Raw genomic sequence first — 12,712 nt, 5'->3', positions numbered from 1 at the left:
CACGAACTGGAAAGGCATCATTGAAAACAGGACAAAAAGCAGATTCGGAAAATCACTACACCAACCATATAATGCGCCCCTTTTCTCTAACCAACTTTACCGACGTGGGTATCCATTCAGTAAAAGGCAGCTCAGACAATAAGGGATAATAATCAATCACCTCATCATCCCGCAACTCAACAACATAGCGCCCTAGTTCCTTTCCATCTAAAGAAACACCATTAGATGCTATCCTACGTGTGAATCCCCTCCTGCTCATGATATCTTGTCAGAAAGTTTATTATCCGTCATCCTCATCAGCTTATCAGGTTGTGGGCCAATTTCCCTAAGAGGCTGAGGAGACTGCTTGACAGGTTGCGGATGTTGAGACTGTTCAGTAACGGGTTTCAGCCCATCAGCCTTTACAGAATCAATTACATCTACGGAAGAAGCAGCTGAAGATGGGATACCGTTTACATGACATCTTATCAAACGAACGTTTTCAACGAACATCAGCTTCAAAGTCGTCTGAGAAGAGTTTGCCGAACCTTGCAAAGTAATAAAGCCACTTACATTCTTTATACCAAGCCTTGCATCATCAGATATCGCCAAATCATAGCTCGTTGACTCAGAGAGATGGACAGTACGAGTTGCAACACTGTCGTTGGAGAATCTTACAGCCAACAGAGCCACGCCATCTTTACACCCATCCTGGAAGATGAACTGTGTTTTAAAACTCAACACGATTTTATCCCCATTGTGGAAAGCGGTATCTGCAGACAAAGTAAAGGATCTGACATTGTTGGGAGGAAGAGTGGCCAACATAAATGACGTGGCATCTTTCCAGACATTTGCCGTATCGCCTTTCTCCATACTGTCTCCAAAATTGCCTATATCACTTGCCGAAGCACCTAATGCTACAGCCTCGTCACCAAGACGTTTTGTCAGATTCTCGTAAATCTTCTGAAATCTGTCCGAATGACGACTATAATAAACAAGTGAAGAGTCAAACAACGCTTGTGAAACTCCATGTTCCCTCAATACAGACATCTCATACATGGTTCGCTTCATTCCGTCATCAGAGTTGTCATCAAGCATACCCAAAGCTATGTGATAGTCATACAAGATATCTTCCATCTCGTCAGGTTGCAGATATTCGCCAGGAACCTGTGGCTTGCACGAATACAGCAAAGAGCAGGACAGAAACAGCAATGTAAGAAAATAGAAACCTCGTTCCATCATTTGTTTATTCAAAACCTTACCCTAAAAAAATCCAAATTCCATTGTCGCCCATCAAAAGGGCAGAATCACTCTGGCTCATCTCTTCGCGTTGACTTTTTTGAATCCGAAGACAATTGTGCAAGTTCCTGACGACAGAAAAGCACAAGAAGTACAAAACCTACACTGATACAACTATCAGCGAAATTGAATATCGGACTGAAAAAAACGAATTCATCACCTCCACAAACCGGCACCCATTCAGGCCATGTCGTGACTATCAACGGAAAATAAAACATATCCACGACCCTACCTGTAAGGAAGCCGGAATAGCCTTCTCCAAACGGGACGAGATAAGATGTGAAATAAGGCGATGAGCCACTGAATACAAGACCATAGAACATACAATCTATAAGATTGCCCAAAGCTCCTGCAAAAACAAGGCCAAGGACAATAATATAGAACGTACGTGCTCCAGTTTTCACCTGACGGCAAATATACCATCCAAGCAAACTGATCAAAACTATACGGAAAACGCTTAGAACAGGCTTGTTTATAAACGTCATGCCATATGCCATGCCGTTGTTCTCAATAAACTTTATATAAAACCAGTCCGTTATATGGATCTGTCCCCCCAACGGCATTCCTGTCTTAACCTCAATCTTTATGATCTGGTCGATAAGGAGTGCCAGTATTATCACGACGCTTACGAGAAGCCCTTTCTTGTTTACCTTAATAAATGCCATCGTTTTTATTTCTTTCTTGCATTCTTCGATGCAACGCTCAATGTTGCGTGAGGCACGATGCGAAGGCGCTCCTTAGGTATCAACTCGCCGGTAATACGGTCGATTCCATAAGTCTTGTTTTCAATACGCACCAATGCAGCTTCAAGTCCCTGTATGAATTTCTGTTGACGGCTAGCCAACTGCATCATCTCTTCCTTTGACTGCGTCGTACTACCCTCCTCCAACACTTTGTATGTAGGCGAGGTGTCGTCAACGTCATTACCATCAGCGTTCATCAAAGAGCGCATCATTTGACTATAATCGCGACGTGCGAGAGCCAACTTTGAGTTTATTATCTCACGGAACTCTTCAAGTTCCTCATCGCTATAACGTGTTTTTTCTGTTGCCATAATATTGATTTCTTAAGAGTTAGACATATAAAGCAACTAAGGCATTACGCCTTAGCTACTTTGATGTTGATATTCAAATCTTCGATTTCAGCTGCTATTCCATCGTTGTCTGCAATACATACATTATCAGCGAGGACCTGCGCCTTGATATAATCAGCAAATCCTGCCAGTGCTGCTTCCACTTTGGAATCTGGAGAAAGCGTCACGTTAATACGGTCTGTAATCTCCAGACCTATCTCTTTACGGATATTCTGGATACGGTTGATAAGTTCACGTGCCATTCCCTCATTAAGCAGCTCGTCTGTAAGCTCGACATCGAGAGCGACAGTAAGGTTACCTTCATTGCTGACAAGCCATCCAGGGATATCCTCACTGATTATCTCTACGTCAGTTGCTTCAACAACAGCCTTCTGACCTTCAACCTCGAGCTCATAAGAACCTGTTGTCTGAAGTTGTGAAATCTCTTCCTGAGAAAGATTACCCATTGCTGCTGCAATACCCTTCATGAGCTTTCCGAACTTCTTTCCCATCGTACGGAAATTACATTTCACCTTCTTCACCAATACTCCAGAGCCTTCAACGAAGCGCAATTCCTTGACGTTTACCTCGTTCTTTATCAAGTCCTTGACTGCCTCTATATGATTCTTTTGTTCATCATCAACTGCAGGAATCATGATAGCCTGAAGCGGTTGCCTTACCTTGATATTTACTTTGCGACGAAGAGCAAGCACCATTGATGTGATTTTCTGTGCCATTCCCATACGGATTTCCAGATCCGAATCGATGAAGCTCTCGTCTGCCTCAGGGTATTTAGCCAAATGTACAGACTGTTCTCCACCTCTGCCCGTTGCTTTGGTCAGATCGAGATAGAGTTGGTCAGAGTAGAAAGGAGCAAAAGGCGCCAACAGTTTGGCTACAGTCTCAAGACATGTATAGAGAGTCTGGTAAGCCGACAACTTGTCCTTGCTCATCTCCTTGCCCCAGAAGCGTTTACGGTTCAGACGTACATACCAGTTGCTGAGGTCATCGTTTACGAAATTGTCAATCAGTCTGCCCGCACGTGTCGGGTCATAATTGCCTAGTTCTTTGTCAACACCCTTTATCAATGAATGAAGTGCGGAAAGAATCCAGCGGTCAATCTCCGGTCTCTCATTCAGAGGCACTTCAGGCTGAGAGTAGTCAAAGTCGTCTACATTAGCATAAAGACTGAAGAACGAATATGTATTGTATAGGGTGCCGAAGAATTTTCTTCTAACTTCGTCTACTCCCTTCTCGTCAAATTTCAAGTTGTCCCATGGCTCTGAATTCGTCATCATATAGAAACGCACCGGATCAGCACCATACTTGTCAATCATCGTGAACGGGTTAACGACATTTCCTTTGTGCTTCGACATTTTGTCTCCCTTGGCATCAAGAACGAGTCCTGTAGAGATGACGTTCTTGAAAGCGACACTGTCGAACACCATAGTTGCTATGGCATGCAGAGTGAAGAACCATCCACGTGTCTGGTCTACTCCCTCGTTGATGAAATCCGCAGGGAAAGCCAGACGCTTGTCTATCAGTTCTTTGTTCTCAAACGGATAGTGAATCTGCGCATAAGGCATAGAGCCTGAATCAAACCACACATCAATAAGATCGGCTTCTCTCTTCATTGCCTTTCCTGTAGGGCTTACCAAAACGATATTATCAACGTATGGTCTATGGAGATCCACCTTGTCATAATTTTCCTTTGAATAGTCACCTGGAACAAATCCTTTGTCCTTCAAAGGATTTGACTTCATATATCCCGCCTCTACACTCTTTTCTATCTCATCATAGAGTTCCTGAAGCGAACCGATACAGATTTCCTCTCCATCTTCATCACGCCAGATCGGAAGCGGTGTTCCCCAGAAGCGTGAACGAGAGAGGTTCCAGTCATTAAGATTCTCAAGCCAGTTGCCAAAACGTCCTGTTCCAGTTGATTCTGGCTGCCAGTTGATTGTCTTGTTGAGTTCTGCCATACGCTCCTTCTTTGCAGTGGAACGTATGAACCAACTATCCAGCGGATAATAGAGGATAGGTTTGTCTGTACGCCAGCAGTGTGGATAATTGTGCACGTGCTTTTCTATCTTGAACACGCTTCCCTCCAGTTTCATCTCCATACACAACACGATATTCAGGTCTTCAGCTTTTGCTGCAGCCTTCTCATCATATTTACCGTCCACGTTGAATTCTGGAGCATAGGCGTTCTTTACGAAATCACCTGCATGATGTCCGTATTTTCCTTCATCCACGCAATCTTTCACGAAGTTTGCGTCAAGTTCATCAAGCGTGTAATATTTACCCTGCAGGTCAACCATAGGACGTGTCTCACCCTTCTTGTTAATCAGGAACAGGGATGGAATTCTAGCATCCTTAGCCACCTTGGCGTCATCTGCACCAAATGTTGGGGCGATGTGCACGATACCTGTACCGTCTTCCGTAGTGACATAGTCACCAAGGATAATGCGGAAAGCGCTGTCTTCCATTTCAACAAAGCTATCCTTGCCATTCTCTGCGACGAAGACTTTTTCGGGATGTGCCGAAGCATATTCGGCAACGAATGCAGGAGAGTTTTTATCAACCTTAGCCGTTGGCTTAACCCATGGCATCAGCTGCTTGTAATGTAATCCCTCAAGTTCAGTACCCATATACTCGCCAACGACACGATAAGGAACAACCTTGTCGCCATGCTTATAGTCATCCATCGGAGCCTCACTTCCTTCTGCCTTAAAATAGGAATGCAGAAGCGGTTCGGCGATTATGACAGTCACCTGCTCGTCATTGTAAGCATTGTATGTCTGTACAGCAAGGTATTTTATGGATGGACCCACACAAAGAGCAGTGTTTGAAGGCAAGGTCCAAGGAGTTGTCGTCCACGCCATGAAATATGGCTTGCCCCATTTCGTCCATTCTTCTTTCGGGTCAAGCACCTCAAAGAGGGCAGTACAGGTTGTATCCTTCACATCCCTGTAACATCCGGGCTGGTTAAGCTCGTGAGAACTGAGTCCCGTTCCTGCACCCGGACTGTAAGGCTGGATGGTATATCCTTTATACAGAAGATCCTTGCTGTACAACTGCTTCAGAAGCCACCACAAGGTTTCAATATATTTATTCTCGTATGTTATATAAGGATGGTCAAGATCTACGAAATATCCCATCTCCTCAGTTAGTTTTCTCCATTCGGCCGTGAACTTCATTACGTTCTCACGACACTTGTGGTTGTAATCCTCTACAGAGATATATTTGCTTGACTCTTTGTTGTCAATGTCTGCTTTGGTAATGCCAAGTTCCTTTTCCACTCCGAGTTCAACAGGCAGTCCGTGGGTATCCCATCCAGCCTTGCGGTGTACCTGCATTCCCTTCATCGTCTTATAGCGGTTGAAGGTATCCTTGATTGAACGGGCGAGCACATGATGAATGCCTGGATGACCATTTGCCGAAGGAGGACCTTCGAAGAACACAAACTGTGGACATCCCTCACGCTCATCAATAGACTTGTGGAATATATCATTATTATTCCACATTTCCAATATCTCATTGTTTACTTTTGTCAGATCCAAGCCTGAATGCTCGGCAAATTTCTTGGTCATATGTTTTTTTGTATTTGTTTCTTTACATTCTATTATCGAGCGGCAAAGATACACAAAAAATATTTTTCTGCAAAATACTTTATAAATTCTTTGCCATTAGACAAATAGAAGCCGTTCCATTCCTATTTATTATTACACGTTTAAAACAAAGAACGGATGAAGACAATGCAAAGGAAACAAGTTATGTTCCAAAAGAAAAGGAATACATATGGAGTACATACAAAAAATTCACTGAATTACATGTTGCAACTCAGTGAGTTTCATATCATAAGTAGCCGAGTTTTAAGGCTTAACCCTATCAGTAATATTCCTTGTCTGCACTCTTTTCTGAATGCATAAAGAATAAATCAATCATCTTCTTCTGCTGCACGCAGTATTATGCTAGTAGCTCCGAGAGTGAACAGAGTGCCGTCATAAATCACGCGACGCTCTTTATCGCCAAGGATTTCATTGTCTACGAAAGTTCCAGTATAACTAGGTCCATCGCGCAATATATATTTTAGCTTGCCCGTCTTCTTGTCTCTCGAAACATTTATAACGCAATGGCTGATATCCATACTCGGGTCGTTTGTCTCTATCTTCAAGTCCACCTTCGCATTTTTCATATAGCGACCTATTATATTGTCACCCATCTTCAATGGCAAGACTTGTTTATAATGGAAGACATTCTCAATGACGACGATTGAACCACATCCATTCTCATCTGCATTCTCGTCTGGATTCTCGTCTTTCTGGCGTTCACGCAATTTCGACACACCCATTCGTATACCGAATTCCTTGCCACACTCTGGGCATTGGAATACCAAAGACTGTCCGTCGGCATACTTTGTCTCGTCGAATATGATGTAGTTGTCACATTTAGGGCAGCGTACTCTTTTCATCTTTTTTTAGTTTTCCTTATATATCCAAGAACTTGAAAACATCTCATTTTCACGAAGTTGTGTCAATTCGCTTAAAGCTTTCATTTTAGATTCGTAATTACCATATACCACCTTCAAGGATTCACCCTCCTGCTCAAGGACTCTGGCCTCGACCAACCCCTGCTCATGCAGACTCTTGACGAAAGCGTCGGCATTAGACTTGGTTATTCTGCAAGCCAGAACAATGCAATAGACTTCCGTCTGCATGTCTTTCTGCTTCGACACAGGTTCCACTCTTTTTATTGGGGGCTCGATCTTTTTATCCATAATATTGCCAGACTTGGCACTTGGAATGGCATTGATTTTCTCACCCACTACATTGGTTACTCCTGAGTTCGCATCTCTGGAAACCAAGTTATATAATAGACCGCTACCGATTCCACTCATTGAAACCGACGTCTCGTCATTTACATTATTAATCGGTGTCGCCAACATGAAGAAAGCCAAGACGGCACACGCTACGGCCAACACGTTACGTATCAGACTGACCTTTATACTGATTGTCTTCTCCGAATCAACGTCACCATCAGCGCATAGTTTTTCTGCGAGTTTCGATTCACCATACGGGAACACTTGCTGCGACTGCTGAGCAGCAGACTTTTCAGACCCACCCTGCTCCTCTGTAATAGATTTCACCGGCATATCAATTGCTGCAGGAATTGTCGCAGTCACGCCATCCTCAAGCAATAGAGACACATCTACACTCGACAAGCCATACAAAGACGGAGTAAGGATACCAGACTCACAAGGGTCGAATTCATAACGGCCGTCAGCATTCACGACTAAAGTTCCGATGTCGCTCAAATCATAGAAACCGTCTTTTTCCAACACCGATTTCAGTTCGCCAACTTCCTCGTCTATCTTTCTCATCGCCTCCGGATAGCTCATGTCGTACGCCTCGACATACGACTGCGCCAGAAGGGAGTCGTTCATATCGAGTTTCTGGTTGAACCCAAGCGTACGCAACGGCGGAAGATACACACCATCACGGGCATCATAGCGAGCATCTATATGATGCGCCACAAAGCCTCCCAAGCCTGGCACGACAACACAGTCATTGTCCAAAAGCAATATTTCAATATGTCTTTTCAATTCTATCACGTTGCAAAATTACACTTTTCCCATTACAATGCCAAATAAAACTTTCAAAACCAATCGGTGAAATAAAAAAAAGTAAAAAACACATACGGAATAAAATAATATTGATTACTTTTGCAACAAAATAAAATACGACCATGAACTTTATAAAGACCGCGATTGATGGAGTTTTCATTATAGAACCAAAAGTCTTCAACGACCCAAGAGGTTATTTCTTTGAGGCATTCAAACAGGAAGAATTCGAAAAGAACATCGGAAACGTGAACTTCGTGCAAGACAACGAATCGAAATCGTCTTACGGCGTCTTAAGGGGACTCCACTATCAAAAGGGAGAATATTCGCAGGCGAAACTCGTAAGGGTAATCAAAGGCAAAGTGGTTGACGTGGCTGTAGACATAAGAAAAAGCTCACCCACATTCGGCAAACACGTGATGGTGGAACTCAGCGAAGACAACAAAAGACAACTTTTCATACCGAGAGGATTTGCCCACGGATTTCTTGTCTTGAGCCAAGAAGCAATATTCACATACAAGGTAGACAACGTGTATGCCCCACTGTATGAAGCATCCATACGATTCGACGACCCGGAAATCAACATAGAATGGCCTATCGGGAAAAAAGACGTGCTGGCAAGCGACAAAGACTTCAACGGGAAACTATTTTCCGAGGCAGTCTTGTTCGAATGATGCAAATACGCCGACAATCTCTTGACAGAGACTCAAAATGAACACAGATGCCTTATGGCACACAACATCTAATGACAATGAACATAAAGACTTTCATCCTTTTGGTTTTCTTGTGCTCGACTGCCTTTTCATGCAAAAACAAAGGAGAAGACACAGCCGTACGTACAGAAGACCTGAAGGCAAAACAACTTTTTCAAGGCATATGGGTAGACTCTGACGAAGAGAATGTCGTCTTCAAAGTCAAAGGGGACACCATATACTACCCAGACTCCCTGAGCCAGCCTATCAAATTTGCCATATATGGCGACACTCTGGAACTAAAAAGCGCAAACGACTCTAAATACGCCATATTAAAACAATCGGCGCATATATTTGAATTTAAAAACTCAAATGGCGACATAGTGAAACTGATAAAAGGCGAAGACCCGAGCTTTGAACTACAGTTCGCCAACAAGAAGCCAACGAGCGTAAACCAGAACAAGACAATTAAAAGCGACACCATATTATTCTGTAACAATGAGAGATACCACTCTTACATTCAAGTAAATCCTACAACATATAAAGTATTTAAGACATCATATAATGATGACGGGCTGGAAATCGAAAGCGTATATTTCGACAACACTATCCACCTGGGGATCTTCAAGCAGGAAACAAAGATTTTCTCAAAAGACTTTAAGAAAAGCGACTTCACACAATATGTTCCCAAAGACTTTCTGAAACAGAGCGTATTGAGCGACCTTACAGCAAGCACATCCGACAACAAAGGATTCCACTATATAGCAGAACTCGCCATCCCCGACAGCTATGTAAGCTACATGGTGAATATTGTCATAACGACTGACGGAAAGATTTCAATGAACGTAACGAAATAGAAGGCCAAGACGCAAAGAAGCCAGAAAAGTTCAAAACGAACATCTTCTGAACTCCGAACATGTTATGGCAGTGGCTATTGCCACATTCAGACTTTCTGCAGTCTGGCGCCCCTCAGGAAAGTTCGGTATCAGAAGCCTGTTGTTTATACGGCTTCGCATAGCTGCGGAAATGCCATTCCCCTCATTCCCCATCACTATAATACCGTTGGGAGTGAGGGATTTCTTATAAATATCTTCACCATCAAGGAATGTACCATAAACGGGATAACCGGCGGGGAGCGAATCGAAAAGCACTTGCAAATCGCAATATTCAACCCGCACTCTGGCGATACTGCCCATAGTAGCCTGCACGACCTTGGGGTTATACACGTCAGCGGTGTTACGGCTGCAGAAAATTTTCGTTATACCAAACCAATCGGCCACACGTATGATAGTGCCCAGATTACCAGGATCCTGCACCCCATCAAGGGCAATGTAAAGGGAAGAATCGTCTAAATCACATTTAGGCTGACTCACAAGCATCGGGAATACGGCAAGCACTCCCTGTGGATGCTGCAAGAAACTGATTTTACGCAGTTCATCATCCGTGACAACAACTATATCATTATCTATCTGAGGATTAGAATCTATCCACCCCTGAGTGGCAAAAAACATTTTCGGCTTCAGTATCTCCATCAAATCTGACACCACCTTAGGACCTTCTGCAACGAAACAACCCTCTTTGTCGCGTCCTTTCTTTGACTGCAACGAATGAACTAATTTTATCTGATTCTTGCTTAACATTTCATTTTATAGTTTTTGAGCCACAAAAGTACAATTTTTTTTATACTTTTGCACAACAAAACCAAGAGAAGTGACGAACAAACCTATAAAACATATCTTAATACACTTTTGTGTGGCGTTTATGACATCTGTCATGACGGGATGCAGCATAACCAAATTCATACCGGAAAACGAGTTTCTCATTAACAAGGTGATGATAGAGAGCACAGACAAAAGCATAAACGCTTCAGAATATGAACCATATATAAAGCAGAAAGGAAACACAAAGTGGTTTTCAGCACTACGCATACCACTTGCGACATATTCACTTGCAGGCAAAGATTCAACAAAGTGGATCAACAAGACTTTAAAGAATATCGGGGAAAAGCCAGTAACTCTGGATTCCACACTTACAGAATCGACTTGCAACGATCTTCGAAGCGCAATGCAGAACAACGGGTTTCTCAATGCCAATGTGGAGACCCGTACGAAGATTCATAAGAAAAACAAGATTGATATAACATACATCCTTACTCCCGGGAAGAAATTTCACATAAACAACATAACATACGACATCCAAGACGACAACATCGAAAAGAAGCTTGATGTAATATACCCTAAAGAAAAAAGGATAAAGGCAGGAGCGGTATTCAGCATCAACAGTCTTGAACAGGAGCGCCGAATTATAACATCTGCCCTGACAAACAATGGATATTACCACTTTCACAAGAATTTCATATCGTATACGGCAGACTCAATACCTGGCAAAGAACTTGTAGATTTGATACTCCACATAGCAAAATACGAAAAACCAGGAGTAAAGACAGACACACTACATACTTGCTACAAGATAAACAATATTATCTACAGTAGCACAGAAGGAGACAGAATTCCATTGCGAGCTAATGTGCTTAAGGAAAACACATGGCTCGAAGAAGGTAAGCCCTTCAGTTCTGAAATGCTCAAAAGAACATATAACAGTCTCGGAAAGCTTCAAGCTGTGAAATACACGAACATTCAATTCAAAGAAGCAGGTGAAGGCCTGCTCGACTGCAACATCAGAGTGAGTCCGAGCACCCCCAACAGTATCAGTTTCCAACCTGAAGGTACAAATACAGCCGGAGACCTTGGTGCCGCAGTATCGCTTACATACGAAAACAGGAATCTGTTCAGAGGCTCTGAAGTGTTCAGCGTGAAACTAAGAGGGGCTTACGAAGCGATAACCGGTCTTGAAGGCTACCAGAATCAGAATTATATAGAATACGGAATAGAGTCAAAGATTCTTTTCCCCAGCTTCATGTGTCCGTTTCTGTCATATGACTTCAAAAGGCGTTCTTACTCTACGACGGAAATCGGAGTGAGCTATAACCTGCAAAACCGTCCAGAGTTCCACAGACGAGTATTCTCAGGCTCTGTAAGATACAGATGGACAGACTCTAGCCAAAAACACCAATACAAAGTTGACATCATAGACCTCAATTATGTCTATATGCCATGGATATCATCTACATTCAAAGACAACTATCTTGATAATGTAGACAATAAAAACGTCATTTTGAAATACAACTACGAAGATCTCTTCATCATGAAAATCGGATTTGGAATGACATACAGCCACAAAAACAATGCATTCAAAATAAACTGCGAGACAGCCGGTAATATCCTCAACGGTATATCGCATATCACGAAAATGCAGAAGGATGCCAATAAACACTACAAGATTTTCAACATCGCTTATGCCCAATATGCGAAATTCGACTTCGACTACACACACAAGTTTTCGTTCGACCAAAACAACCAGCTTGTTATGCATGCAGCTCTCGGTGTGGCCTATCCTTACGGCAACAGTACAGTCTTGCCGTTTGAAAAGAGATATTTCTCCGGTGGTGCGAACTCGGTCAGAGGCTGGAGCGTACGCGGACTAGGCCCAGGTAGCTTCAAAGGCAAAGATGGCGCCATTGACTTCATAAACCAAACTGGAGACATGAAACTCGACCTCAATATGGAATTCAGAACCGCCTTGTTCTGGAAACTACACGGAGCGGCATTCATTGATGCTGGAAACATTTGGACATTGAGAGAATACAAGGAACAACCAGGTGGACAGTTCCATCTGGACTCTTTCTACAGACAGATTGCCGTTGCCTATGGATTGGGGATTCGCTTGAACTTCAGCTATTTCATCCTGCGCTTCGACATGGGAATGAAAGCAATAAATCCAGCTTACGAATCTAAAAATGATCATTATCCATTATTCCACCCGAACATGAACAGAGATTTTGCATTCCATTTCGCTGTAGGCATGCCATTCTAAATAATCACAACAACTAACAGAAAATACAAATCAAGAGACAAACCACTTCTGCCAGTACTTTCGAAAACGGCAAGACTTGCACCATTCAAATGGGAAAAGACTCTACACGTTTTC

10 protein-coding genes are annotated in these 12,712 nt (G+C 42.9%); 3 read left to right on the top strand and 7 right to left on the bottom strand.

What is annotated here, in order from left to right:
• Positions 1–255: 255 nt before the first annotated feature.
• The 6 genes from ACDC99_RS03740 to ACDC99_RS03715 form a co-directional block, all read right to left on the bottom strand.
• Positions 256–1,221, bottom strand: coding sequence for a DUF4296 domain-containing protein (locus ACDC99_RS03740; protein ID WP_370755874.1), 966 nt, complete (start codon positions 1,219–1,221; stop codon positions 256–258).
• Between the two features lie 65 nt (positions 1,222–1,286).
• On the bottom strand, positions 1,287–1,943 hold the full coding sequence (locus tag ACDC99_RS03735; protein ID WP_370755872.1) for a lipoprotein signal peptidase: 657 nt from the start codon (positions 1,941–1,943) through the stop codon (positions 1,287–1,289).
• A 5-nt stretch (positions 1,944–1,948) separates the two neighbouring features.
• A complete protein-coding gene (locus ACDC99_RS03730) occupies positions 1,949–2,332 on the bottom strand; it encodes a TraR/DksA family transcriptional regulator (RefSeq protein WP_022317309.1) in 384 nt (127 codons plus the stop codon).
• Positions 2,333–2,376: 44 nt separating this feature from the next.
• Positions 2,377–5,943 carry an isoleucine--tRNA ligase gene (ileS, locus tag ACDC99_RS03725; RefSeq protein WP_370755870.1) on the bottom strand — a complete coding sequence of 1,189 codons (3,567 nt, stop codon included), beginning with the start codon at positions 5,941–5,943 and terminating at the stop codon, positions 2,377–2,379.
• 347 nt (positions 5,944–6,290) lie between these two features.
• On the bottom strand, positions 6,291–6,824 hold the full coding sequence (locus ACDC99_RS03720; protein ID WP_022317311.1) for an FHA domain-containing protein: 534 nt from the start codon (positions 6,822–6,824) through the stop codon (positions 6,291–6,293).
• 6 nt (positions 6,825–6,830) lie between these two features.
• Positions 6,831–7,964 (bottom strand): HU domain-containing protein, encoded by a 1,134-nt coding sequence (locus tag ACDC99_RS03715; RefSeq protein ID WP_044073177.1) that lies wholly within the window; start codon positions 7,962–7,964, stop codon positions 6,831–6,833.
• Between the two features lie 134 nt (positions 7,965–8,098).
• On the opposite strand from ACDC99_RS03715, the gene rfbC reads away from it, so the two are divergent.
• Both rfbC and ACDC99_RS03705 read left to right on the top strand, forming a co-directional pair.
• Positions 8,099–8,647 carry a dTDP-4-dehydrorhamnose 3,5-epimerase gene (gene rfbC / locus ACDC99_RS03710; protein ID WP_288308689.1) on the top strand — a complete coding sequence of 183 codons (549 nt, stop codon included), beginning with the start codon at positions 8,099–8,101 and terminating at the stop codon, positions 8,645–8,647.
• Between the two features lie 77 nt (positions 8,648–8,724).
• Positions 8,725–9,522 (top strand): DUF4738 domain-containing protein, encoded by a 798-nt coding sequence (locus ACDC99_RS03705; RefSeq protein WP_156145420.1) that lies wholly within the window; start codon positions 8,725–8,727, stop codon positions 9,520–9,522.
• Between the two features lie 30 nt (positions 9,523–9,552).
• On the opposite strand, the gene ACDC99_RS03700 is transcribed toward ACDC99_RS03705, so the two are convergent.
• Entirely contained in the window at positions 9,553–10,305 is a 753-nt protein-coding gene (locus ACDC99_RS03700) for a TrmH family RNA methyltransferase (RefSeq protein WP_370755868.1), read from the bottom strand.
• A 121-nt stretch (positions 10,306–10,426) separates the two neighbouring features.
• On the opposite strand from ACDC99_RS03700, the gene tamL reads away from it, so the two are divergent.
• Positions 10,427–12,598: a translocation and assembly module lipoprotein TamL gene (gene tamL / locus ACDC99_RS03695; RefSeq protein ID WP_042519440.1), complete on the top strand. Its 2,172-nt coding sequence runs from the start codon at positions 10,427–10,429 to the stop codon at positions 12,596–12,598.
• The last annotated feature ends 114 nt before the right edge of the window (positions 12,599–12,712 follow it).

This window comes from Prevotella pectinovora, assembly GCF_041323955.1.
Lineage (GTDB): Bacteria > Bacteroidota > Bacteroidia > Bacteroidales > Bacteroidaceae > Prevotella > Prevotella pectinovora.
Note: the sequence above shows the minus strand (reverse complement) of the source record. Positions and strands in the feature narration are given on the sequence as shown.

Excerpts from the sequence above, each read along its gene's own strand:
- ACDC99_RS03740 (WP_370755874.1), bottom strand. The coding sequence starts at position 1,221 with ATGATGGAACGAGGTTTCTATTTTCTTACATTGCTGTTTCTGTCCTGC.
- ACDC99_RS03735 (WP_370755872.1), bottom strand. The coding sequence starts at position 1,943 with ATGGCATTTATTAAGGTAAACAAGAAAGGGCTTCTCGTAAGCGTCGTG.
- ACDC99_RS03730 (WP_022317309.1), bottom strand. The coding sequence starts at position 2,332 with ATGGCAACAGAAAAAACACGTTATAGCGATGAGGAACTTGAAGAGTTC.
- ileS (WP_370755870.1), bottom strand. The coding sequence starts at position 5,943 with ATGACCAAGAAATTTGCCGAGCATTCAGGCTTGGATCTGACAAAAGTA.
- ACDC99_RS03720 (WP_022317311.1), bottom strand. The coding sequence starts at position 6,824 with ATGAAAAGAGTACGCTGCCCTAAATGTGACAACTACATCATATTCGAC.
- rfbC (WP_288308689.1), top strand. The coding sequence starts at position 8,099 with ATGAACTTTATAAAGACCGCGATTGATGGAGTTTTCATTATAGAACCA.
- ACDC99_RS03705 (WP_156145420.1), top strand. The coding sequence starts at position 8,725 with ATGAACATAAAGACTTTCATCCTTTTGGTTTTCTTGTGCTCGACTGCC.
- ACDC99_RS03700 (WP_370755868.1), bottom strand. The coding sequence starts at position 10,305 with ATGTTAAGCAAGAATCAGATAAAATTAGTTCATTCGTTGCAGTCAAAG.
- tamL (WP_042519440.1), top strand. The coding sequence starts at position 10,427 with ATGACATCTGTCATGACGGGATGCAGCATAACCAAATTCATACCGGAA.